The 23497-nt window shown below is 74.8% G+C and carries 22 protein-coding genes and 2 pseudogenes; 16 read left to right on the top strand and 8 right to left on the bottom strand.

Translation table 11 applies throughout. The features are described from left to right. Positions 1-62 precede the first annotated feature (62 nt). A complete protein-coding gene (locus ABZ793_RS07490; RefSeq protein WP_357453385.1) occupies positions 63-3608 on the bottom strand; it encodes a S8 family serine peptidase in 3546 nt (1181 codons plus the stop codon). 308 nt (positions 3609-3916) lie between these two features. On the opposite strand from ABZ793_RS07490, the gene ABZ793_RS07485 reads away from it, so the two are divergent. Further along, on the top strand, positions 3917-4996 hold the full coding sequence (locus tag ABZ793_RS07485; protein WP_357453382.1) for an amidohydrolase family protein: 1080 nt from the start codon (positions 3917-3919) through the stop codon (positions 4994-4996). Between the two features lie 61 nt (positions 4997-5057). Here the strand turns inward: ABZ793_RS07485 and ABZ793_RS07480 are convergent, their stop codons facing one another. Next, positions 5058-5654: a TetR family transcriptional regulator gene (locus ABZ793_RS07480; RefSeq protein WP_357453379.1), complete on the bottom strand. Its 597-nt coding sequence runs from the start codon at positions 5652-5654 to the stop codon at positions 5058-5060. 113 nt (positions 5655-5767) lie between these two features. Here ABZ793_RS07480 and proS point away from each other — a divergent pair, with 113 nt between their 5' ends. The 12 genes and pseudogenes from proS to ABZ793_RS07420 all read left to right on the top strand — a co-directional run bounded on the left by proS (position 5768) and on the right by ABZ793_RS07420 (position 14074). After that, positions 5768-7174, top strand: coding sequence for a proline--tRNA ligase (gene proS / locus ABZ793_RS07475; RefSeq protein ID WP_357453377.1), 1407 nt, complete (start codon positions 5768-5770; stop codon positions 7172-7174). 107 nt (positions 7175-7281) lie between these two features. Next, complete coding sequence (locus ABZ793_RS07470; RefSeq protein ID WP_357453374.1) at positions 7282-7929, top strand: DUF402 domain-containing protein; 648 nt, start codon at positions 7282-7284, stop codon at positions 7927-7929. A gap of 249 nt (positions 7930-8178) precedes the next feature. Then, a complete protein-coding gene (gene rpsP, locus ABZ793_RS07465; RefSeq protein ID WP_350704864.1) occupies positions 8179-8637 on the top strand; it encodes a 30S ribosomal protein S16 in 459 nt (152 codons plus the stop codon). Further along, entirely contained in the window at positions 8612-8872 is a 261-nt protein-coding gene (locus ABZ793_RS07460) for an RNA-binding protein (RefSeq protein WP_176737275.1), read from the top strand. Before rpsP ends, ABZ793_RS07460 begins: the two co-directional genes overlap by 26 nt. Before the next feature lie 2 nt (positions 8873-8874). Next, on the top strand, positions 8875-9429 hold the full coding sequence (gene rimM, locus ABZ793_RS07455) for a ribosome maturation factor RimM (protein ID WP_357453743.1): 555 nt from the start codon (positions 8875-8877) through the stop codon (positions 9427-9429). Between the two features lie 20 nt (positions 9430-9449). Continuing rightward, positions 9450-10223 carry a tRNA (guanosine(37)-N1)-methyltransferase TrmD gene (trmD, locus tag ABZ793_RS07450; protein ID WP_357453369.1) on the top strand — a complete coding sequence of 258 codons (774 nt, stop codon included), beginning with the start codon at positions 9450-9452 and terminating at the stop codon, positions 10221-10223. A 141-nt stretch (positions 10224-10364) separates the two neighbouring features. Further along, positions 10365-10721, top strand: a complete 357-nt coding sequence (gene rplS, locus ABZ793_RS07445; RefSeq protein WP_089001547.1) for a 50S ribosomal protein L19 — start codon at positions 10365-10367, stop codon at positions 10719-10721. 185 nt (positions 10722-10906) lie between these two features. After that, positions 10907-11781, top strand: a pseudogene (gene lepB / locus ABZ793_RS07440) (signal peptidase I). Positions 11782-11790: 9 nt separating this feature from the next. Continuing rightward, positions 11791-12411, top strand: coding sequence for a signal peptidase I (gene lepB / locus ABZ793_RS07435; RefSeq protein ID WP_357453366.1), 621 nt, complete (start codon positions 11791-11793; stop codon positions 12409-12411). A 48-nt stretch (positions 12412-12459) separates the two neighbouring features. Beyond that, positions 12460-12948 (top strand): NUDIX domain-containing protein, encoded by a 489-nt coding sequence (locus tag ABZ793_RS07430; protein WP_350704872.1) that lies wholly within the window; start codon positions 12460-12462, stop codon positions 12946-12948. Further along, positions 12942-13754, top strand: a complete 813-nt coding sequence (locus ABZ793_RS07425; protein ID WP_357453363.1) for a ribonuclease HII — start codon at positions 12942-12944, stop codon at positions 13752-13754. Before ABZ793_RS07430 ends, ABZ793_RS07425 begins: the two co-directional genes overlap by 7 nt. Next, positions 13751-14074: a DUF2469 domain-containing protein gene (locus ABZ793_RS07420; protein ID WP_007075222.1), complete on the top strand. Its 324-nt coding sequence runs from the start codon at positions 13751-13753 to the stop codon at positions 14072-14074. The genes ABZ793_RS07425 and ABZ793_RS07420 overlap by 4 nt, the downstream gene beginning before the upstream one ends. A gap of 122 nt (positions 14075-14196) precedes the next feature. Here ABZ793_RS07420 and ABZ793_RS07415 read toward each other — a convergent pair whose 3' ends face one another. Further along, positions 14197-14826 (bottom strand): class I SAM-dependent methyltransferase, encoded by a 630-nt coding sequence (locus ABZ793_RS07415; protein ID WP_357453361.1) that lies wholly within the window; start codon positions 14824-14826, stop codon positions 14197-14199. A 359-nt stretch (positions 14827-15185) separates the two neighbouring features. Here ABZ793_RS07415 and ABZ793_RS07410 point away from each other — a divergent pair. After that, positions 15186-15590, top strand: a pseudogene (locus tag ABZ793_RS07410) (M23 family metallopeptidase); the annotation flags it as partial. 45 nt (positions 15591-15635) lie between these two features. On the opposite strand, the gene ABZ793_RS07405 reads toward ABZ793_RS07410, so the two are convergent. Continuing rightward, positions 15636-16817 (bottom strand): aminotransferase class V-fold PLP-dependent enzyme, encoded by a 1182-nt coding sequence (locus ABZ793_RS07405; protein WP_357453358.1) that lies wholly within the window; start codon positions 16815-16817, stop codon positions 15636-15638. Between the two features lie 92 nt (positions 16818-16909). Here ABZ793_RS07405 and ABZ793_RS07400 point away from each other — a divergent pair, with 92 nt between their 5' ends. Next, a complete protein-coding gene (locus ABZ793_RS07400; RefSeq protein ID WP_357453355.1) occupies positions 16910-17500 on the top strand; it encodes a GNAT family N-acetyltransferase in 591 nt (196 codons plus the stop codon). A gap of 116 nt (positions 17501-17616) precedes the next feature. Here ABZ793_RS07400 and ABZ793_RS07395 read toward each other — a convergent pair whose 3' ends face one another. Then, the gene (locus ABZ793_RS07395; RefSeq protein WP_357453740.1) at positions 17617-18744 is read right to left on the bottom strand and encodes a tyrosine recombinase XerC; all 1128 of its coding nucleotides are present in this window, start codon (positions 18742-18744) and stop codon (positions 17617-17619) included. Between the two features lie 511 nt (positions 18745-19255). Here ABZ793_RS07395 and ABZ793_RS07390 point away from each other — a divergent pair. Beyond that, complete coding sequence (locus ABZ793_RS07390) at positions 19256-19591, top strand: hypothetical protein (protein WP_357453352.1); 336 nt, start codon at positions 19256-19258, stop codon at positions 19589-19591. A gap of 17 nt (positions 19592-19608) precedes the next feature. On the opposite strand, the gene ABZ793_RS07385 is transcribed toward ABZ793_RS07390, so the two are convergent. Genes ABZ793_RS07385 through ABZ793_RS07375 form a run of 3 tightly spaced genes read right to left on the bottom strand, consistent with a single transcriptional unit; the run spans position 19609 to position 22784 of the window. Then, on the bottom strand, positions 19609-20856 hold the full coding sequence (locus tag ABZ793_RS07385) for a DNA-processing protein DprA (RefSeq protein ID WP_357453349.1): 1248 nt from the start codon (positions 20854-20856) through the stop codon (positions 19609-19611). Next, positions 20853-22373 (bottom strand): YifB family Mg chelatase-like AAA ATPase, encoded by a 1521-nt coding sequence (locus tag ABZ793_RS07380; protein ID WP_357453346.1) that lies wholly within the window; start codon positions 22371-22373, stop codon positions 20853-20855. The genes ABZ793_RS07385 and ABZ793_RS07380 overlap by 4 nt, the downstream gene beginning before the upstream one ends. A 51-nt stretch (positions 22374-22424) precedes the next feature. Beyond that, positions 22425-22784 (bottom strand): YraN family protein, encoded by a 360-nt coding sequence (locus ABZ793_RS07375; protein WP_350704888.1) that lies wholly within the window; start codon positions 22782-22784, stop codon positions 22425-22427. Positions 22785-23497 lie beyond the last annotated feature (713 nt).

Genomic DNA, 23497 nt, shown 5'->3' with positions numbered 1-23497 from the left:
CACCGGTCCACCCGGGCGGGGCCCGGCCGTGACCGGCCGGGCCCCGCTTTCCGTGCGACCGGTCAGGACACCAGGTCCGGCCGGTCGGTGACCCGCAGCGCGTTGACGATCGGCGCGCCGAAGCCCTTGTGCGTCACGAACCGCACGTTGAGCTGGCCGTCGGTCACCCGCACCGTGTACGTCCGGCTCAGCGCGGCGAAGCTGCCCACCTCACCCGCCACGTCCAGGGACGGCAGGACCTCCTGGCCCTCGAGCAGCACGTCGAAGACCCGCTTGTCCGGCGACTGCCGGCGGACTTCGGCGAATTCCAGCTCCACCGTGTAGTAGCCGTCCGCGAGCCCGTCGACGCGGTACTCGTACATCCCCTCCCGCAGGTCCGCGAAGCGGGCCGGGTCGTTGGTGCCGGTGATCGGGGTGCCGGTCGACTGCCGGCTGGAGTTGCCGAGGTAGCCCGCCCCGCCGGCGACCCAGGCCCGGTCCGGCGACCAGGTCTGACCCTCCACGTCCGCCCGCGCCGCGCCCGCCCCGGCGTCGATCGCCAGGACGTGGCTCGGTACCACCAGGGTGACCGGGACGACCAGGACCGGCTGGCGGCCGCTGGCCGAGGTGATCCGCAGCTTCGCCCGGTGGTGGGTGCCGGGGGTCAGGCCCGCGGTGCTGACCGCCACGCCGACGGTGTGCCGGCCACCGCTGGCCAGGGTGCCGGTGGCGCCGGAGAGCGCCAGCCAGCCGATGTCCTGCGGCGCGCCGTCGGCGTTCAGCTCGGTGACCGTGACGTCGGTGCCCAGCGCGCCCGTGTTGCTGAGGGCGATCTGCCGGCCCCGGGTCTGGTCGGCCGCCGCGACGACGGTCAGCTCGGTCGTCGGGGTGGCCACCCGGGCGGTGCGCAGCGCCGGCGAGCGGACCTCGGCCCCGCCGGCCGACACCGCCACCGTGCCGGCGGCCGGCTCGTAGTGCTCCTTCTCGACATCGAACTCGACCGCGCCGGTCGGGGCCTGGATCAGGTACGAGCCGTCGGCCTCGGTCGTCTCCGTGGTCGTCGCGTCGCCCGTCCGGGCGGTCACCGTGGCCCCGGCGACCGGGTGCCCGTCGTTGGCGTCGGTGACCACGCCGGAGAGCACCCCGGTGCGGGTGGTGCGGAACGCGATCGCGGTGCCGTCGGCGATCGCCTGGGCGTTGTACGAGTACTCGAAGCCCACGGTGCCGTCGACGTTCTCCAGGCCGATCGTCGCGCCGGTGCCGGTCTCCACGCCGGTGCCGTCGACGTCGGCGTACCGGTAGGTGATCGAGCCGTCCTCGCCGATGGCGGCGCTGAAGGTCAGCCGCGTCGACCGGTCGGCGAAGACCGACACGTTGCGCCACTCCACGACGAAGGTGCGGTTCGGCCTGGCGCCGGTGACGGCGGTGTAGATCCCCGAGTCGGCCTCCACGTAGAGGTCGTCCCAGAACGGGAAGAGCGCGAGGTCGGGGTTGGCGGTGTTCGGCAGGGCGGTGTTGGCGCGGCTGGTTGACGCGGTGCCGAAGCCGAGCACGCCGTTGGTGCTCACCCAGGCCTGCCGGTAGGACTTGCCGTACAGCGGCACCCGGAAGGGCAGCGTGACGGGCGCGGTCCGGTCGTCCCCGGTCAGCGGCATCAGCTCCGTGCCGCTCACGAAGGACCCCCCGGCCGCGCCGCAGGCGTACCCGAAGGCGTCGACCCGGTCGGGCAGGGTGACGTCCAGGACGGTGTCCGCGCCGACCTGCGCCGGCCGGGTCACGACGTCCGAACAGCGGTACGCGTGCGCGAAGCGGACGTCGTACACGCCCTGCGGCACGGTCACCTGGTAGCGGCCCTGCTCGTCGGCGGTGGTGGCGAGCGGGGTGCCGAGGACGGTGACGCTGGCGCCGCCGGCCGGGCCCGCCGAGGTGCGCACGGTGCCGCTGAGCGTGGCCGAGGGGGCCTGCTCGACGGTGACGTCCGCGTCGACCGTCTGGTTCTCGGTGACCGTCACCAAGGTGGTCGCCGTCAGGTAGCCGAACTTGCTCACCGAGACGGTGTACGCGCCGACCATCAGCCGGTCGAACGCGTAGGAGCCGTCGGCGGCGGTGGTGGTGGCGCGGCCCATCGGGCCGGTGACCGTCACGCTGGCCCCGGCCAGCGGTGCGCCGCCCGAGGTGACCTGGCCGCCCAGCGCGCCGAGGGCGCCCCGGGGGGTGGCGTTGACCGCCGCGTACGCGTCGAGCCGGCCCTCGCCGAAGACGTTGTTGTCGTCGACGGTGCCACCGCAGGTGAGCGCGTTGACGTCGATCGCGGTGTCGTCCAGGATGCGCCGGGTCTCGGCGATGTCACCCTGGACGGCCGGCGAGGCCGACCACATCAGCGCCACGGTCGCCGCCGTGTGCGGCGAGGCCATCGAGGTGCCGCTGAAGGACGCGTAGCCGCCCGGCACCGAGGAGCGTACGTTGGCGCCCGGCGCGGCGATGTTCGGCTTGATGTCGCTGTTCTCGCCGGTGCCCCGGCTGGAGAAGCTGGCGATCGCGTTGTTCACGTCGAACGCGCCGGAGCTGTAGCTGATCGTGTACGACCCGGGGCTGCCGGAGGTGTTGCAGCTCGGGCCGCTGTTGCCGTTGGAGAAGGCCGGGAAGATGCCGGCGGCCACCCACGACGAGACGGTCTCGGTGTACCACGGGTCGTAGGCGCTGGAGCCCCAGGAGTTGTTCACGATGTCGGGGGCGAGGTCGGGGCGCGGGTTCGCGCCGTTGAGGTCGGTGGGCGCGACGATCCACTGGCCGGAGGCGAGCAGCGACGCCCGTGAGCAGCTGCTGGTCTCGCAGCCCTTGGCGGCGATCCACCGGGCGCCCGGGGCCACGCCGATCACGTTGGCACCGTCCGAGCCGACCATCGTGCCCATGGTGTGCGTGCCGTGGTCGTTGTTGTCGCAGGGGGCGGCGGTGGGGCAGACGTCGGCCGGGTCGAACCAGTTGTAGTTGTGGTCGAGCGTGCCGTCGCCGTTGCGGCCCCGGTAGCTGGCGGCCACGGCGGGGTGGGTGACGTCGACCCCGCTGTCGATGTTGGCGACCACGACGCCCTCGCCGCGTACGCCCAGCTCGTTCCAGACCCGGGGAGCCCCGACCCGGTCGATGTTCCACTCCGCCGCGTCGGTGGCGGGAACGGTCTCGCCGGGCAGCGGCTTCGGGATGTCGACCGGGTCGTCGGCGAGGATCTCGGCCACGTCGGAGCGGACGGCCAGGTCGCCGAGCAGTTCGGCGTCGCCGGTCACCCTGATCGCGTTGACCAGCCAGAACGGGGTGAACTCGGCGCCCTCGGCGGCCAGCGCGGCACGCAGGCCCGCCTGGCTGCGCGCGGCGTGCGCGGTCTTGGTGCGGTGGACGTACGCGGCCTTGTCCGCCTTGCGCCGGAGTTTGGCCGCGCCGGTCAGGTCGGCCTTGCTGTCCAGGAAGACCCAGAAGCTGGCCTTGGTCTGGCCGGCGAGCCGGGCGGTGAGCTTCTTGTCGACCTTCTCGGCCACGGCCCGGGCCTCGGCCCGGGCGGGGTCGGGTCCGGCGGCGGCGGGTCCGCCGGCGCCGATCGGGAGGGTGAGGCCGACCGCCAGGCCGACCACTGCCATTCGCCATCGTCGTGGTGCCACTGTCCCGACGCTCCTTTTGTGAGGCGAAACCGGGTGTGCCCCCAGGTTCGGGCACTTTGGGTGCATCCTGGCGACGGAAGATCCCTTCAGCAAGACATGTGTACATAAAGAAATATGTCAATCGATCGTTCGTGCCTCTCCGTGACGAGGCAACGACGGAGTGGGACCGTCGGCGTCCGGGCCGCCCCGCCGGCCCGCCGCCCGCCGAGGTGGCCCGGCGGGACCCGGCCCGCGCCGGCCGGGGAGAATGGCCGCGGACCGCCCTTTCGCTCGCAGACGGAGGACGCATGGCCTGGCACGTACGCGGCGTGGTGCTGCCCGACGACGAGGTCCGTGACCTGTGGCTGGTCGGGGACCGGGTGACCTTCACCCCGGTACCGGACGCGGAGACCATCGCCGACGGCGGCTTCGTGCTGCCCGGCCTGATCGACGCGCACTGCCACATCGGCATCGCCCGGGGCGGCGCCCCGATCACCTCGCTCGACCAGGCCCGCGAGCTGGCCCGCACCGACCGGGACGCCGGCGTCCTCGCGATCCGCGACGCCGGGTCGCCGTACCCGTACCCCGAACTGGACGACGCCGAGGAACTGCCGCGGCTGGCCCGCGCCGGCCGGCACATCGCGCCGCCGAAGCGCTACCTGCGCGACATCGGCGTGGAGGTCGGCGCGGCGGAGGTGGCGGCGACCGTGGCCGCGCAGGCGCGCGCCGGCAACGGCTGGGTCAAGCTGGTGGGCGACTGGATCGACCGGGGCGTCGGCGACCTGGCCCCGGCCTGGGACGCCGACACGATGACCGCCGCCGTCGAGGCCGCGCACGCCGCCGGCGTCCGGGCCGCCGTGCACACCTTCTCCGAGTCGGCCGTCGAGATCATGGTGCGGGCCGGGGTGGACTCGGTGGAGCACGGCACCGGGCTGAGCCTCGACCTGATCGACGAGATGGCCCGGCGGGGCACCGCCCTGGTCCCCACGATGATCAACATTCAGACCTTCGGCGGCATCGCCGACCAGGCGCGCGCCAAGTTCCCCGGCTACGCCGACCACATGGTCGCCCTGCGCGACCGCTTCCCCGAGGTGGTGCGGGCCGCGTACGAGGCGGGGGTGCCGATCTACGTGGGCACGGACGCGGGCGGCGGCATCGACCACGGCCTCGCGGCGGAGGAGATGCTGCTGCTGCACGAGCGGGCCGGCATGTCCACGACCGACGTGCTCGCCGCCGCCTCCTGGCGGGCCCGCGAGTGGCTCGGCTTCCCCGGCCTGGTCGAGGGCGGCCTCGCGGACCTGGTCGTCTACGCCGACGACCCGCGCGCCGACCTGCGCGCCGTGCGCAGCCCCGCCCGCATCGTGCTGCGCGGTCGCGTCGTCCGCTGACCTGCCGTGCCCGCCCGCCGGCGAGCCGGCGGGCGGGTGCTCCCGCCCGGTGCCGCGCCGGTCAGCCGGTGCGGGCGCCCTGGGTGACCGCGTGCAGGAGCAGGTACACCGCCAGGTCGGCGAGGGCGGCAGCGGTCTGTGCGACCGGGGCGCCGGGCAGGACGATGTGGCTGATCACCAACCGGATGACCGAGTCCGTGGCGAAGGCGACCGCGGCCCGGTCGGCGTCCGGCAGCACGCCGTCGGCCCACTCCAGGAGCACCTCGGTGGCCTCGGTCAGGACCAGCTCCGACCGGGTGGTCAGGTAGGGCAGCAGCTCGTCGGAGCCGCCCCCGGTGCTGGTCAGGACGGCCTTGATCAACGGGTCGCCGGCCGCCTGCGTGAGGGTGTGCGAGATGGTGGCGTGCGCGGCCGCCCGGACGTCGTCGCCGTGTGCGCGCAGGAGGGCGCGCACGTCGCCGACGAACCGGTCGACCTCCCGCCGGGCGAGCGCCTCGGCCAGCCCCGCCTTGCTGCCGAACTCGTTGTAGACCGTCTGCCGGCTGACCCCGGCCGCCCGCGCGACGGCCCCCATCCGGACGGCGTCCCAACCGCTCGCGACCGTCAGCGCCCGGGCGGCATCGACGATCGCGTCCCTGGACCGGCTGCCGTTGTTCACGCTGCCATCGTGGCGTACGCCCCCGGCCCGCCGCACCCGGCCGTCCCGGCAGCTGACGACGACACCGCGCCCGATCGCGCCGTCCGGACGGCCGACGCATAGGATGTGCGGTCATGGCACGCGTGCTCACTCCCCGTGCGGAGGACTTTCCCCGCTGGTACCAGGACCTGATCGCCAAGGCGAAGCTGGCCGACAACGGCCCGGTCCGGGGGACCATGGTCATCCGACCGGCCGGCTACGCCATCTGGGAGCGGATGCAGGCCGAGATGGACGCCCGGATCAAGGCGGCGGGCGCGGAGAACGCGTACTTCCCGCTCTTCATCCCCGAGAGTTACCTCAAGCGGGAGGCCGAGCACGTCGAGGGCTTCTCGCCGGAGCTCGCGGTGGTCACCCACGGCGGCGGCAAGCAGCTCGCCGAGCCGGTCGTGGTGCGCCCCACCAGCGAGACCGTCATCGGCGAGTTCATGGCCAAGTGGATCGACTCCTACCGGGACCTGCCGCTGCTGCTCAACCAGTGGGCCAACGTGGTCCGCTGGGAGCTGCGCCCCCGGGTCTTCCTGCGCACCAGCGAGTTCCTGTGGCAGGAGGGGCACACCGCGCACGCCACCCGCTCCGACGCGCGGGCCTACGCCCGCCGGATCCTGCACGAGGCGTACGAGGACCTGATGGTCAACGTGCTCGGCATCCCGGTGGTCGTCGGCCTGAAGACGGCCCGCGAGCGCTTCGCCGGCGCGACCGCCACCTACACCTGCGAAGGCATGATGGGTGACGGCAAGGCCCTCCAGCTCGGCACCAGCCACGAGCTGGGGCAGAACTTCGCCAAGGCGTTCGACATCAGCTACTCGTCGGCCGAGGGTGGCCGGGAGCACGCCTGGACGACCTCCTGGGGCACCTCGACCCGGATGCTCGGCGGCCTGATCATGTGCCACGGCGACGACAACGGCCTGCGGGTGCCGCCGAAGCTGGCGCCGGTGCAGGCGTACGTCATGGTGGTCAAGGACGGCGAGGGCGTCGGAGAGGCGGCGGCCAAGTTGCGCGACGCGCTGCGCGACGCCGGCGTCCGGGTCGCGCTCGACGACCGCACCGACACCCCGTTCGGCCGCCGGGCCGTCGACGCCGAGCTGCGCGGCTATCCGGTACGCGTCGAGGTCGGCCCCCGCGACCTGGCCGCCGGCAACGCCGTCGTGGTCCGGCGCACCGACGGCTCGAAGTCCCCGACGGCCGTGGCCGACGTGGTCACCACCGTGCTGGCCGCCCTCGACGCCGACCAGCGGGCGCTGCACGACCAGGCCCTGGCGCACCGCCAGTCCCGCACCGTCGAGGTGTCGACCCTGGCCGAGGCGATCGAGGCGGCCGCCACCGGCTGGGCCCGGGTGCCGTGGTCGGCGGTCGGCGTCCAGGGCGAGGCGGAGGCCAACGGGCAGGGCGTCACCGTGCGCTGCCTGGTGCGCGCCGACGGCTCCGTGCCCGACACCGAGGACGAGCCGGACCTCGTCGCCATCCTGGCCCGCGCCTACTGAGGTGTGCGGAAGGGCCCTTTCCCGGCGACCTCGGTGCTGGGAAGGGCCCTTCCGCACACGCTGAGCGGGTTGCCGGCGGTCGGTGTCGGTGCCGGTAGGGTCGGGGCGTGAGATTCGAACCGGGGCGGCTGATCGTGCACCGCAACGTGCGGCGGGGCCGGATCGGCTGGGTGCGTACCGCACGGGTGGTGAGCGACGACGACCGGGGCCTGGTGCTCTGGGTGGCCCGGAACTCCCCGGTGGCGAGCGAGGTCACCGAGGCCGGGCTGGGCATGCGGGCGGTGCCGTTCGCCGAGTGGATCTCCTCGTCCTACCGCCTGGCCGCCGGCCGGTGGAACGGCCCGCCCGTGCTGAAGTTCCTGCCCACCGGGGCAAGCCACTCGGTGTGGTGGTTCCGCGATGCGCACGACCGCTTCGCCGCCTGGTACGTCAACCTGGAGGAGCCCGGGGTGCGCTGGGACGACGGCGCGCTCGCGGGGGTCGACATGGTGGACCAGGACCTCGACGTGGTCGTCCGGCCGGACCTGGGCTGGGAGTGGAAGGACGAGGACGAGTTCGTCGAGCGGCTCGCCTTCCCCACGCACTACTGGGTCCCCGACCCCGACGCCGTCCGGGCCGAGGGCAAGCGGGTGATCGCGCTGGCCGAGGCGGGGGAGTTCCCCTTCGACGGCACCTGGTGCGACTTCGCCCCGCCGCCGGAGTGGACCACTCCCGACGAGCTTCCGCCCGGCTGGGACCGCGCCCCCGTGCGCTGACCCGGCAGGGTGTGTTTTCGGTCACTTCCGTCGCTGCGCGGGTGACCCCGGGCGGTCCGGTGTGAGAGATCCGGGCCCGATCTGGCAGAATGGCTGGCTGGTATCCGGCGTGTGTCCGGCGCCCTCTAACCCGGGCACCGCGCCAGTCCACCGAGCAGTCTCCGGCCCAAACCCCACTGTGCCGGTCGGCGCTCACCCGTGCACCGCCCTCGTCAGGGCTGGTGAGATCGCAACAGGAGCGAAACAACTGTGGCCGTAAAGATCCGGCTCCTGCGGATGGGCAAGATCCGCAACCCGCAGTACCGCATCGTCGTCGCCGACTCGCGCACCAAGCGCGACGGCCGGGCGATCGAGTTCGTCGGGGTCTACCAGCCGAAGGAAGACCCTTCGGTGATCGAGGTCAAGTCGGAGCGGGTCCAGTACTGGCTGTCCGTCGGCGCCCAGCCGAGCGAGGCGGTGCAGCGGCTGCTGGAGCTGACCGGTGACTGGCAGAAGTTCAAGGGCCTGCCGGCCCCGCCGCCGCTGAAGGTCGCCGCGGAGCGGGTCGACCGCACCGCCGCGTACGAGGCCGAGGCGAAGGCCGCCGCCGGGCTGGCCGAGACCCCGGCCAAGCCGGCCAAGAAGGCCGCCAAGGCCGAGGCTCCGGCCGCCGAGGAGGCGCCGAAGACCGAGGAGCAGGCCGGTGCGGACTCCGGCGAGCAGGCCTGACATGGCACTGCGTCCGGCGTTGGAGCACCTGGTCAAGGGCATCGTCGACCACCCCGATGACGTGCGCGTCCGGCTGGTCGACAACCGTCGGGGCAAGCGGCTCGAAGTCCGCGTGCACCCGGAGGACCTCGGCACGGTGATCGGGCGGTCCGGCCGGACCGCCAAGGCGCTGCGCCAGGTGATCGGCTCCATCGGCGGGCGCGGCGTACGCGTCGACATCGTCGACTCGTACTGATGCTGCTCATCGTCGGCAGGATCGGCAAGCCGCACGGGATCCGCGGTGAGGTCACCGTGGAGGTGCGGACCGACGAGCCCGAAGCGCGCTTCGCTCCCGGTTCGGTTTTGCGTACCGAACCGGGAGCGGCGCCGCCGCAGCAGGCCGCGCCCGAGCACGGGGAGCCGTTCCGGGTTCCCGCCGAGCTGACCGTGGAAGCCGCCCGCTGGCACCAGGGACGGCTGCTGGTGGCGTTCGAGGGCGTGCTGGACCGGGACGTCGCCGAGGCGCTGCGCGGCACGCTCGTCGCGGTCGACAGCGCCGACGTCGCCCCGCCGGAGGACCCGGAGGAGTTCCACGACCACCAGCTCGTCGGGCTGGCCGTGGTCACCCCGGGCGGCGAGCGGCTGGGCGAGGTGGCCCGGATCGACCACGCCCCCGCCTCCGACCTGCTGGTGCTGCGCCGCCCCGAGGGCCGCACCGCGCTCATCCCGTTCGTCAAGGCGATCGTCCCCGAGGTTGACCTCGCCGGCGGTCGTGTCGTCGTCGACCCGCCGGCCGGTCTGCTCGACCTGTAGAGCTGCTGGAGCACCCCCGCATGCGCGTCGACATCGTGTCGATCTTCCCGGAGTACTTCGCCCCGCTGGACCTGTCGCTGATCGGCAGGGCGCGGGCGAACGGCACGCTGCGGCTGGCCGTACACGACCTGCGGAGCTGGACCCACGACGTGCACCGCACGGTCGACGACACGCCGTACGGTGGCGGGCCCGGCATGGTGATGCGGCCGGAGCCGTGGGGCGAGGCGCTCGACGCCCTCGCCCCGGCGGAGGTGGCCCCGCCCCGGCTGGTGGTGCCCGCGCCGACGGGTGCCCCCTTCACCCAGGCGATGGCGCACGAGCTGGCGGCCGAGCCGCACCTGCTCTTCGCCTGCGGCCGGTACGAGGGCATCGACCAGCGGGTGCTCGACCACGCCGCCACCCGGATGCCGGTGACCGAGGTCTCCCTCGGCGACTACGTCCTCTTCGGCGGGGAGGTGGCCGTCCTGGTGATCCTGGAGGCGGTCACCCGGCTGCTGCCCGGGGTGCTCGGCAACGCGGGCTCGCTGGACGAGGAGTCGCACGCCCACGGGCTGCTGGAGGCCCCCATGTACACCAAGCCGGCGACCTGGCGCGGGCTGGAGGTGCCGGAGGTGCTCCGCTCCGGCGACCACGGGCGGATCGCCCGCTGGCGGCGGGACCAGGCGCTGACCCGCACCGCCCGGCGCCGCCCGGACATGCTCGCCGCGCTCGACCCGGAGCGCCTGGACAAGCGGGACATCGCCGCGCTGGACGGGGCCGGATTTCAGGTGCCCCCGGGGGATGTGGCAAAGTAGGGGGGTTGCCGCAACCGGCCGCGCCGCGGACGGCTGCGAGGATCCTCGACCGAGGTCGGGCCACCGACCACACCCGGGGATCAGAATCACCCACCCGCGCACCGATTGACGGTGCGCCGTGAGCCTCACGAGGACGCAGCGATGAACATCCTGGACGCCCTTGACGCCCAGTCGAAGCGGACCGACCTCCCCGACTTCCGTGCCGGTGACACCGTCAAGGTGCACGCCCGGGTCGTCGAGGGCAACCGGTCCCGTGTCCAGATCTTCCAGGGCGTCGTCATCCGCCGCCAGGGTGACGGTCTGCGCGAGACCTTCTCGGTCCGCAAGATCAGCTTCGGTGTCGGTGTCGAGCGCACCTACCCGATCAACAGCCCGGCGATCGACCGGATCGAGGTCGTGACCCGCGGTGACGTGCGTCGCGCCAAGCTCTACTACCTGCGCGAGCTGCGGGGCAAGAAGGCCAAGATCAAGGAGAAGCGCGAGAAGCAGCCGAGCTGACCTCACGCTCGCCACGCCGCCCGAGCTGCGCGCGTGTCGTACCGACCGGACCGCACTACCCTGGTCGGTACGGGCGCAGCCGGGCGACGCCCCGCCACGAGGGCGGGGAGACGTCCACTACCGCCCGGGGGGCCTCGACGAGGCTCCCGGGCGGTAGTTGTCATATCGGCTGACCGGGGAGTGGCGTGGTGCAGACGCTGGACGAGGACGGCGGCGTCGACCCGTGGCGTCGCCGGGCGCGACGTCCCCGCCGTCAGATGCCGCTCTGGCAGGAGCTGCCGCTGCTGCTGGTCGTCGCGTTCTGCCTCGCGGTGCTGATCCGCACCTTCCTGCTCCAGGCGTTCTTCATCCCCTCCGGCTCGATGGAGGACACGCTCCTCGTCGGCGACCGGGTCCTGGTCAACAAGGTCGTCTACGACGTACGCGACCCGGTGCGGGGCGAGGTGGTCGTCTTCCGGGGCACCGACCGGTGGGCCCCACAGGTCGACGAGCAGCCGGAGCCCGGGTTCGTGGGCAAGCTCGGCCGGACGGTCGGCGACCTTGTCGGCGTCAGCCGCCCCGGCGAGAAGGACTTCATCAAGCGGGTCATCGCGCTGCCCGGTGACCGCGTCAAGTGCTGCGACGCCCAGGGCCGGGTGCTGGTCAACGGCACGCCGCTCGACGAGTCGTCGTACGTCATCCGGGACTCGCCGCTCGACATCCCGCCGAACCCCCGCGAGTGCCGGTCCCGGCGCTTCGAGGAGGTCCTGGTCCCGCCCGGGCAGATCTTCGTGATGGGCGACCACCGGCTGGTCTCCCAGGACGCCCGCTGCCAGGGGCCGGTGCCGATCGACAACGTGGTGGGCCGCGCCTTCGCGGTGGTCTGGCCGTCGTCGCGGTGGAGCACGCTGTCGGTGCCGGCCACCTTCGACGACGTCGCCGATCCGCCCGCCGTCTCCACCGGGGCTCCGCCCCCGGTGCGTCCCACGCCCGGCGGCGGGGTGGTGCTGCTCGCCCCGTTCGTGGCCGCGCTGGCCGTTCTCGCGCGTTCCGGACGGTGGCGCCCAGCCGGGCAACGTAGGCTCCATCCGTGATTGACGAGCAGACCGACAAGCCCCGCAGTTCCTTCTGGAAGGAGCTGCCCATCCTCCTGGGCGTGGCGATCCTGGTCGCGGTGCTGGTGCGAGCCTTCGTGCTGCAGACCTTCTTCATCCCCTCCCCGTCCATGGAGAACACCCTCCAGATCGACGATCGGGTGCTGGTCAACAAGCTGGTCTACGACTTCCGGTCGCCGCGCCGGGGCGAGGTGATCGTCTTCAAGGCCCCCCTTGAGTGGAGCAGCAACCCCGACGGCGAGGACTTCATCAAGCGGGTCATCGGCGTCGGCGGCGACCACGTGGTCTGCTGCGACCCGCAGGAGCGGCTGGTGATCAACGGCAAGCCGCTGGACGAGCCGTACATCTATCCGGGGGACAAGACCGCCGAGGAGTTCGACATCACCGTCCCGGAGGGACGGCTCTGGGTGATGGGCGACCACCGCGAGGCGTCGGGCGACTCGCTGGAGCACTGGCAGCAGTCCGGGCAGGACATCACGACAGCCACCATCCCCGAGGACGAGGTCGTCGGGCGGGCGTTCACCGTCTTCTGGCCGGTCAACCGGGCCACCTGGCTGAGTGTCCCGAAGGGGTTCGAGGGCATCCCCGAGCCGTAGGGGCCGCCGGGCGTGGGCGTTGTCGGCGGCGTCTGGCAGGCTGGTGCGGTGACCGACTACACCCCGCGGCGCGCGGCCCGCGTCCTGCTCGTCGACGCGGCGGGTCGGGTGCTGCTCTTCAGCGGCTCCGACCCGGCCCGTCCCGAGCACGGCCGCTGGTGGTTCACCCCCGGTGGCGGCCTGGACCCCGGCGAGACGTACGCCGAGGGCGCCGCGCGGGAGTTGGCCGAGGAGACCGGGCTGCGGCTGCCGGCCCCGGCGTTCGGCGCGCCGGTGCACCGCGACGTCACGGAGTTCCCGTTCGACGGCGTGTGGTACCGGCAGGAGCAGGAGTTCTTCCTGGTGCGGGTGGCGGATCACGAGGTCGACACCGCCGGCTTCAGCGAGATCGAGCGGGCCAGCGTCGCCGCCCACCGGTGGTGGCCGCTGGCCGAGCTGGCCGCCACCGACGAGCGCTACTACCCGCCGGACCTGCCGGCGGTGCTGAGCCGGGCGCTGGCCGAGGCGCCGGCGGCCGACGGAGGTGTGCCGTGCTGACGCCGCCGCGCACGGTGGTCCGCCGCGAGGGCGGGCTCTACGCGCTGGAGCGGGCGTTGCAGCGGCGCGGCTTCCGGCACGTCGCCGGTGCCGACGAGGCAGGCCGCGGCGCCTGCGCCGGCCCGTTGGTCGCCGCCGCCGCGATCCTGCCCGAGGGGCGCCGGGGCGAGATCGACGGGCTGGCCGACTCGAAGCTGCTCACCCCGGCCAGCCGGGAGCGGGTCTACGACGAGGTCGTCGGCCGCGCCCTGGCGTACTCCGTGGTGGTCATCCCGGCGGAGGAGGTCGACGAGCGGGGCCTGCACGTGTGCAACCTGGCGGCGATGCGCCGCGCCCTCGCCTCGCTGGCCACCCGGCCCGAGTACGTGCTGACCGACGGCTTCGGGGTGGACGGCCTCGACGTGCCGGGGCTGGCGGTGTGGAAGGGCGACCGGGTGGCCGCCTGCGTGGCGGCGGCAAGCGTGCTCGCCAAGGTGACCCGGGACCGGATCATGGTCGAGCTGGACGGGACGTTCCCCGGCTACGGGTTCGCCGAGCACAAGGGCTACATCACGCCGGAGCACAGCGCGGCGCTGCGGGAGCGGGGGCCGTGCCGGGAGCACCGGTTTTCGTACGTCAACGTGGCGGTGGTGTCCGGTCGGGACGGCGCCCCACCCAGGGCACGTCGCCCGGTGGGCGCAAGGCCGGACGAGCCGATGGAGCGCTCCGGGCCGGCAGGGGGTACCGTCGGCGTGGCGTTGGGCGAGCAGCCTCGGCCTCCGGCGTCGGTGGGGGAAGATGTGGTCATGGAAGGCGGAGTGCGATGAGCGCGGAAGATCTCGAGAAGTACGAGACCGAGATGGAGCTTCAGCTCTACCGGGAGTACCGCGACATTGTCCGCCAGTTCTCCTACGTGGTGGAGACCGAGCGCCGGTTCTACCTGGCCAACCAGGTGGACCTGCACGTGCGCAACTCCGACGGCGAGGTCTACTTCGAGGTCGAGATGCACGACGCCTGGGTGTGGGACATGTACCGTCCCGCCCGGTTCGTGAAGAACGTCCGGGTGATGACCTTCAAGGACGTCAACGTCGAGGAGCTGGAGAAGCCCGACATCTCCCTCCCCGCCGACTCCGGCTTCGGCGGCTGACCCACCGCCCACGTCCCGCCCGGTGGCCCGACCACCGGGCGCGCGCCCGGCCCCGTCGGTGCTCCCACCCGCCACGCGGCCCTCGAACTCGCCCCCGACCTGATCGTCCAGTGTGCCCGGTCTCAGTCGACGAACGCGAACATCGTCACCCCGGCCGGGAGTGGACGGGGCTCGCCCAGGAACCGGTGCACGCCCACCCCCACGCCGTCCGCCGGGCTGCTCACCGCCACCGGCACGAAGCCCTCCTGCGCGAACCACCCGCAGATGGTCGGCACGAGGTCGGGGCTGCGCCGGTGTCGGGTCCAGAACACGGTGCCGCCGGTCGCGCAGAGCGCCGCGCAGTGCCGCACCGTGGCGCGGACGTCCGCCTCGCCGACGTTGCCGAACACCCCGCAGACCAGCACCAGGTCGGCCGGGGCGAGATCCGCGTACACGTCGGTGCGCGCCGCGTCGCCGACCACCACCTCCACCGACGACAGACCCGCCGCGCGGGCGGCCGACCGGGCCACCGCCGCGTTGCGGGGGTCCATCTCCACCAACCGGGCGGTCACGTCGTCGCGGCGGGGGTGGGCCGCCAGCACGGGAATCAGGTCGCGTCCCTGCCCGGCGCAGAGGCTGACCGCCCGCAGCGGGCCGGGCGGGGCCGCGTCGAGCGCCTCCCCGACCCGCAGCCGCACCTCGGCGAGCCGGCGGGACAGCGCCGACCCCGGGTCCTCGTAATCGGCGTGCCAGGCGTACCAGTCCCGCGTCACCGGCCCAGCGTAGGCATCGGCCCCGCCGGTCGGGGGACGCCTCGTGGCGGTGGGAACGGGAGGGGCGCCGGTCGAGCCCGCAATAGCAGATCACGTCAGGTTCCGGTTGCTGTCCACAGAAGACCGTTGTCCACAGGGGTGGGTGACCGGGGTGGCGGGGCGGGACGCTCGCCGAGCAGGCTGCGCCCATGCGACCAGCAACCCGTACCGGCGTCGCCGCGCTCTGCGCCGCCCTGCTGTCCCTCGGGCCGGCCGCCGTGTCGGCCACGGGGCCGGGTCCGGCGCCGGCCGGGGCGGCGGCGGCCGTGGCACCCGGCCGTCCGGCGGCGTCCGAGGCCCCGGCGCCCGAGGCGGCGCGGTTCCGGTGGCCGCTCGACGGCGTGCCCCGTCCGGTCCGCCGGTTCGACCCGCCGCCGCAGCCGTGGCTGCCCGGCCACCGGGGCGTCGACCTGGCCGCCGCGCCGGGTGCCACCGTGCGGGCGGCCGGTGCCGGCACGGTCGTCTTCGCCGGCATGGTCGCCGGACGCCCGGTCGTCAGCGTCGGGCATGCCGACGGACTACGGACCACCTACGAGCCGGTGTCACCGGCGGTCCACCCCGGCGACCGGCTCGCCGCCGGGGCGCCGCTGGGCGCGCTGCTCGCCGGCCACCCCGGCTGCCCCGCCCCGGCCTGCCTGCACTGGGGGCTGCGGCGCGGGGCGGAGTACCTCGACCCGCTGGCGCTGCTCGGCCTCGGCCCGGTGCGGCTGCTGCCGCTCGACGGCGCCGGCACCGGCCCGTCGTCGGGCGGCCGGCGGTGGGGCGGCGGCTCAGCGCTGGGCGAGCAGCGGGGGGAGCCGCACCGAGAGGCGCTCGTACTCGTCGGCGGTGTTGTAGACCTGCGCGCACAGCCGCAGCCAGCCCCGCCCGTTCCAGGCCATGACGGCCACCTCCGTGGCGAGCCGCTCGGCGATGCGTTCCCGCAGCGCCCGCGCCGCGTCGAACGTGGTCCCCAGGCCCGCCGGCAGCGGGACGATCCGCATGGCGACCCCGGGCCCGCCGGGGTTCGGCAGGTCGGCGGGGGCCACCCCCAGCGCGTCCCCGACCACCCGCTGGCCGTACGCCACCAGTGCGGCGTTGTGCGCCCGTACCCGGTCGACGCCGAGGCTGCGCAGCGTGAACAGACCCACCGGCGCGGCCAGCCAGCCGGTGTAGTCCTGCGTCGCCGCCCACTCGACCCGACCGGGGAACCCCGACTCCTGCTCCCACGAGACGACCAGCGGCTCGATGCGCTCCCGCCACGGTGGCGCGACCACCAGCACGGCGCTGCCGCGCGGCGCGTACGCCCACTTGTGCAGGTTGCCCACCCAGAAGTCGGCGGCGATGCCACCGACCGGGGTCGGCAGCATGCCCGGGGCGTGCGCGGCGTCGACCAGGACCGGTATTCCGTGCTCCCGGGCCACCCCGACGATCGCGGCGACGGGGAAGAGCCGGGCGGTGGCCGAGGTGAGCTGGTCCACCACGAGCAGCCGGGTCCGGCCGGGGCGCAGCCCCGCGCGGACGATCTCGACGACCTCCTCGTCGGTGGCGGCCAGCGGCACCCGCAGCGCCCGGGTGACCGCCCCCGTACGGCGGCACTCGCGGGCGATGGAGAGACCGACCGCGCCGTAGCCGTGGTCGGTGGTGAGCACCTCGTCGCCGGGGCGCAGGCCGAGCGACTGGAGCACCACCGCCACGCCGGTGGTGGCGTTCGGCACCAGGGCGGTGCCGTCCGGGTCGGCGCCCAGGAATCCGGCCAAGTGGCGGCGGGTGTGCGTGATCCGGTCGACCAGCCCCTGCGTGAAGAAGCGCAGCGGGTTGGCCTCCATCTCGTCGCGCAGCCGCTGTTGGGCCCGCTGCGCCGGGATCGGGACCGCGCCGAACGAGCCGTGGTTGAGGTGGCTGACCGCCGGGTCGAGTGAGAAGAGCAGGCGGGCTGCCGCGATCGGCTCTGGCGGCTGCGGGACGCTCACCCGGTGATCGTAGCGGCCGGTGGATCTCCGGCCGGCGTTCCGCCGGGTGTCCGTGCCGGTCGACCCCGCTCGATCCCGCAGAATGGCGGATCGTGGAGACCCTCGTGGAACTGCGCTGGCCGACCGCCGCCGACGAACAGCTCCGCGCCGACGTGCACCGGGTGCTGCACGCGGTTGCCGAGCACGGTGGCGCGATCGGGTACGCGGTCCCGCCCGGCCGCGCCGAGACCGACGCCTGGCTGGACGGGGTGCTGAGCCTGGTCGGGGCCGGCGACGCCGCGCTGGTCCTCGCCGTGCTCGACTCCCGGGTCGTGGGCACCGGGCTGTGGCGGCGCGGCCCGAAGCCGATCTTCGCCCACTACGCCGACCTGGAGAAGATCACCGCGCACCCGGCCGCCCGCGGCCGAGGCATCGGCAGGCTGGTCACCGGGGCGCTCATCGACGACGCCCGCAAGGCCGGTATCGAGACCCTCGCGCTGGGCGTACGCGGCAACAACCACGGAGCCATCGAGCTCTACGAGCGGCTCGGGTTCCGCGAATGGGGCCGGCTGCCGAACGTCATCGAGGTGGGCGACGAGCGCTACGACGACGTGCGGATGTGTCTGGACCTGGGCCGGCCGCCGCACGTGCTGCTCCGCGGCTCTGCCCCGGACGGCCCGGGCTCGTCGCCGCGCCGCTCCTGAGAGTCGACGCCGGCGACGCAGCTGCCAGGCGACCACACCGGCCAGCACCCCGGCGGCCCCAGCGGCCGGGCCATCGCCGCGACGTCGGGCATGGCCGTCCGGCTCCCTCCCACCGCTCAGGCGCGGGGATGGGCCTGACGGTAGGCCGCGCGGAGCCGCTCCACCGACACGTGGGTGTAGATCTGCGTGCTCGCGAGGGACGAATGCCCCAGCAACTCCTGCACCGCCCGCAGGTCGGCACCGCCCTCCAGCAGGTGGGTCGCCGCCGAGTGCCGCAGCCCGTGCGGGCTGACCGGGGGCAACCCGGCGGCCTCGGCGTACCCGCTGACGATCCGTCGGGCCGTCGTCGGGTTGAGCCGCCCGCCGCGGGCGCCGAGCAGCAGCGCCTCCCGGGAGTGCGGCCCGGCCAGCGCGGGGCGGCCGTGCCGCAGCCACTCGTCGAGCGCCCGCTGCGCCGGCACCCCGTACGGGACCGCGCGCTCCCGGCCGCCCTTGCCGAACACCCGCACGACCCGCCGCGCGTGGTCGACGTCGGCGATGTCGAGGCCGCACGCCTCGCTGATCCGTACGCCCGTGCCGTAGAGCAGCTCCAGCAGCGCCCTGTCCCGCAGCACCACGGCCTCGGCGGTACCGTCCGCCGTGGCCCCCTCCGCCGTGGCCCCGCTCGCGGCGTCGGCCCTGGCGGTGCCGCCCGCCGTGTGCGCCGCCGCGTCCCCGTCCGCCGTGTGCGCCGCCGGGTCTCCGTCCGTCGTGTCCGTCTCCGTCGGCCCGGAAGCACTGTCCGGAGCGGTGAGGCGTCCGCCCGGCGCCAGGACTCGGGGCCGTGACCCGGCGACGGTGTCCAGCGGCGTCGGCGCGCCCGGGGCGGACCGGCCGGGCGCCTCGACCAGCGCGGCGGCCTGGTCGGCGCGGAGCACGGTCGGCAGGTCCCGGTGGGCGCGGGGGCTGGCCAGCGCACCCGCCACGTCGGTGGAAAGGAGCCCGCAGCGGTGCGCCCAGGCGCTGAACGCCCGCGCCGAGGCCGCCCGGCGGGCGAGCGACGTCCGCGCGGCGCCCATCGTCCGCTGCTTCGCCAGCCAGCTGCGCAGCACCGTCAGGTCCAGTTCCGCCAGTTCGGCGCAGCCCATCCGGCGCGCGTGGTCCAGCAGCGACACCACGTCGCCGACGTACGCCCGGACCGTGTGCGCGGACCGGTTGCGCACCCCGGCCAGGTGCCCGGCGAAGTCGTCCACCGCCTCGCGCATCGCCGACGGGAGCGCCTCGTGCGTCGCCCGGGTGCCGGCCGGCTCCCGGCTCACCGCGACGCCCCGCTTCGCCGCCACCGTGGGCACCCCCGGCGAACAGTTCCGCTCCCCGTGGCCGGCCGCCGGCATCGTGGGCGGCGCGGTCGGCGGGGCCCGACCCTCGTGCAGGCCGGCGGTGGTGGATCCTCTGGCACAGCGCCAGCCTACGGTCGGCGGGACCCGACGACCACGCGCCCGGTCCACCCGCCCCGGCCGGGCGCCGGGCTGCGGGGCGGGTGTGCGACCGGCCGGATCGACCGGGGCGGGACGGCTCCGAGGTCGGGATGACGGGGCGGGACGGGTCCGAGGCCGGGGCGGGTGCCGGCGCGGCCCCACGGGCAGAAGCTCTCCCACCTGTGCGGGCGGGGTGATGGATTACCGCGGCCGGTGCGCGCAGACTTGTCGTACCAACGGGTGAGCGCAGGTCGTCGTCGCCACGCGACGGACGGTGCTCGACGAAGGGGGACCGGGCATGGGGGTCGACGTCGTCCTCTACCGGGTGGTCGGGGCGCGCTCGGGCCGGCGCCGCCTCGTGCCGGCCGAGGTGCTGCCCGATCCCGACGACGTGCTGCTGGATCTCGTCGAGCGGGTCCGTGGCACCGGGCGTACCCCGATGCTGGACCGGGTCGACCCCGTCGGTCAGCTGGTGGTCCCCGCCGACCAGGCAGCGCAGCTCCTCGCCGAACTGCGTTGCCTCGCCGAGGTGGCCCGGACGACGCCCGAGGTGACGCACGTGCGCCGCCTGGACCTGCTGGCGCGGCACTGCCGGCCGGACCGCGAGATGGAGATCCGCTTCGAGGGGGACTGACCGGGCTGGCGGCCCGCTCAGCATCGGGCCTCCTCGCCCGTCCGCCCGCCTGCGTGCGGCGGCTGGTCGTGACCGCGCCGCCCCCGGCCGGCCCGACCCGCGCCGGCCGGCGGCGCGAGGGCGTATCCGTCCGCGCGGTGGACCACCAGGGCCAGCTCCTCCAGCATCGACAGTTTCCGCAGGGCGGTGCGGACGGCGACGCCGGCCCGGGCGGCGAGGACGTCCACCCCCACGGCGCCCCGGCGGGGCAGCGCCTCGACGATCGACCGGGCGTCGTCGTCGAGCTGGTCGACCGGCCGCTGCGGGCCGCGCGGCACCGGCGCCAGCTCGCCGATCCGCCCGACCTCCTCCAGCACCTGGGCGACCCCGGTGACCAGCCGGGCCTTCGGGTGCTCGCGCAGCAGCTCGTGCGTGCCCACCGACATCGCCGACGTGACCGGGCCCGGCACCACCATCCCCGGTTTCGTCAGGGCGAGTGCCCGGTGCGTGGTCTGGGTGGCGCCGCTGCGCGCCGCCGCCTCCACCAGCACGGTGCCGAGGGTCCCCGCCGCGATCACCCGGTTGCGGATGAGGAACCGGGGACGCAGCGGGTCGGCCCCCGGGATCCACTCGCTGACCAGCAGCCCGGTGTCGGCGATCCGGTCGAACAGTGCCGCGTTGCCCATCGGGTAGGGACGGTCCACGCCACAGGCGAGCACGGCCACCGTGATGCCCCCGGCGTTGAGCGCGCCCCGGTGGGCCGCCGCGTCGATGCCGAAGGCGCCACCGGAGACGACGGTCCAGTCCCGGTCGGCGAGCCCGTAGCCGAGTTCGGTGGCGACGTGCGTGCCGTACCCGGTGGCCGCCCGGGCGCCGACGACCGCGACGGAGCGGTCGAGCGCCTCCGCGAGCGGCCACGAGCCGCGTACCCAGAAGCAGAGCGGCGGCGCGGTCTCGGTGTCCACCCGGCGGTACGCGCCGGGCAGCCGCAGCCCGCGCAACTGGTCGACCCGGTCGGGCCACTCGTCGTCGCCGGGGACGACGATCCGGGCCCCGAGCCGGTCCCCGCGGGCCAGCGCCTCGGCCGCGACTGCCCGGGCGTCCCCGGCGGCGGTGCGCGCCGCCACCGTCGCCCGCAACGTCTCGTCCGGCGCGCCCCCGTCGAGCAGCAGGTCGAGTGTGGCCGCTGGGCCGAGCCGGTCGACCAGCCGGTGCACCGACCGGGTGCCCGGCTCGGCGAGCCAGGTCAGCGCCACCCGGGCCAGCGTCTCCTCGTCGGTGCTCACGTGCCGTCCCCCGTTCGCAGTTGAATGGCCTCCCGGACGTCCTCCCGGTCGGGCCGGTCCCGGCCGTCGAGGTCCGCGATCGTCCAGGCCAGGCGGATGATCCGGTCGAAGCCCCGGGCGGAGAGCGACCCCGAGTCCAGTCGTGCCCGCAGCTCGGCGGTGTCGGGCCCGGGCAGTCGCCAGGGCGGTCGACGCAGGTACGGCCCGGGTATCTCCGCGTTGAGCCGGCGGCCGAGGACCGCCCAGCGTGCGGCCGCGGCCTCCCGGGCGGCTGCCACCCGCCGGGCGACGGTGGCCGACGACTCGCTGTCCACGGTGGCCTCCATCAGCTCCGCCGCCCGGACGGGTGGCAGCTTCACCTGCACGTCGATCCGGTCCAGCAGGGGACCGGACAGCCGGCTGAGATAGCGCCGGCGGGCCTGCGGCGGGCACTCGCAGTAGGCGTCCCCGGCCGGCTTGGCGCACGGGCACGGGTTGGCCGCCAGCACGAGTTGCGTACGGGCCGGGTACTCGGCGCCGCCGCGGCTGCGGGCCAGCCGGACCCGGCCGTTCTCCAGCGGCTGGCGCAGCGCCTCCAGCGCGCCCCGGCTGAACTCGGGCGCCTCGTCGAGGAAGAGCACCCCGCGGTGGGCGAGCGAGATCGCGCCGGGACGCGCCAGCCCCGGACCGCCGCCGACCAGGGACGGCACCGTCGCCGTGTGGTGCGGAGCCTGGAACGGCGGGCGGCGCAGCAACCGGCCGCCCGGCGGGAGCAGCCCGGCGATCGAGTGCAGGGCGGTGACCTCCAGCGCGGCCTCGTCGTCCAGCTCGGGCAGGATCGACGGGAGGCGCTCGGCGAGCATGGTCTTGCCGGCGCCCGGCGGCCCGAGCAGCGCCAGGTGGTGCCCGCCCGCCGCGGCCACCTCCAGCGCCCGCCGGCCCAGCCCCTGCCCGGCGACCTCGGCCAGGTCGGGCCCGTCGCCGGCCGGTGCCGGGCCGCCCGCCTCCGGCTCGATCAGGGGCGTGCCGTCACGGACGAAGCTGACCAGCCGGTGCAGCGTGTCGACCGCCCGGACCCGGACCCCGGGGACGACCGCCGCCTCGGCGGCGTTGTCGGCCGGGACGATCACCCGCTCGACGCCGGCCCGGGCGGCCGCGGCGACCATCGGTAGTACGCCGCGCACCGGTCGGACGGTGCCGTCGAGACCCAACTCGCCGAGGACCGCCACGCGCTCCAGCGGCAGCAGCGGCAGCTCGCCCGAGCCGCCCAGCAGGGCCACCGCGATCGCCAGATCGAACGCCGAGCCGAACTTGGGCAGGTCGGCGGGCAGCAGGTTGAGCGTGATCCGGCGGTTGGGCCACCGCTGCCCGGAGTTGACCACCGCCGCGCGGACCCGGTCCCGAGCCTCGTGCAGGGCGGTGTCCGGCAGCCCCGAGATGACGACGGCCGGCAGACCGGCCGCCAGGTCGGCCTCGACCTCCACCAGGTGCCCGGTGACGCCGACCAGGCCCACGCAGAGCACCTTCGCGTAGCTCACGCCGCCACCCGCCCCAGGCCATCGGAGATCCGTCCGCTGCGTCCGGCCATCTCAGAACGCGCCCTTGAGGTGCTCGACCCGGGCGGCGCCGGCGCCGGTGAGGCGTACCGAGATCACGTCGAAGCGCACCTCGTCCGCGGTGGTGCCGGTGTCGGCCAGCCACCGGGCGGCGAGCCCGCGCAACCGGCGGGCCTTGGCCGGTACGACGGCCTCGGCCGGCGGGCCGAACTCGTCCGAGCGGCGGGTCTTCACCTCGCAGAAGGCGAGCACCGGCCCGTCCCAGGCGATGATGTCGATCTCCCCGGCCGGGCAGCGCCAATTCCGGGCGACGGGGCGCAGCCCCGCCCCGATCAGGTGCCGGACGGCGCACCGCTCGCCGTACGCGCCGACCGCCTGGTTCCGCTTCGTCATGCCCGGCACCGTGCCCGGCCCGGGCGGCCTCCGCCGCCCCACGTCGCCGACCTGTGGACAGGCGGACGGGCTGTGGACGAGCGGACGATCATGTTCGTGCTGTGCTATGTGGACCGCCGTGGGCGCGGCCGGTCCGAGGAGTTCGTGCTGCCGCGGGCGGGCCGGCCCACGCCGCCCCAGCGGCGGTGGTACCGAGGCGGTCGGCGGGGAACCCTCGGACACCCGGCCGTCCGCTAGCGTGCGACGGATGAGCGTCGACTGGCGGAGCGACCGGGTCCGCGCGGCCCTGCGTGGCGCGAATCCCACCGTCCTCCGCCGGCTCTCCGCCGGGTTCGCCGTGATCGGCGACAACCAGCACCTCCCGGGATACTGCGTGCTGATCACGGACGACCCGTCGGTCGACCGGTTGACCAACCTGCCCAGGGGCCGGCGACTGGCGTTCCTGGCGGACATGGACCTGCTCGGCGAGGCGGTGGCCCGGGTCTGCGCCCGGCGGGACCCGGGCTTCCGGCGGATCAACTACGAGATCCTCGGCAACCTCGACGCCTTCCTGCACGCGCACGTGCGCCCCGGTACGACTGGGAGCCGGCCGAGCTGCGGCAGGGACCGGTCTACTGCTATCCGACGCAGGTGTGGCGCGATCCGGCGTACGCCCTCGGGCCCGCACACGGCGAGCTGCGCGCGCAGCTCGCCGCGGAGCTGGACCGGCTCGC

The sequence above is a fragment of the Micromonospora sp. NPDC047465 genome (assembly GCF_040643125.1).
Lineage (GTDB): Bacteria > Actinomycetota > Actinomycetes > Mycobacteriales > Micromonosporaceae > Micromonospora.
This window is presented reverse-complemented; position numbering and strand designations above follow the sequence as displayed.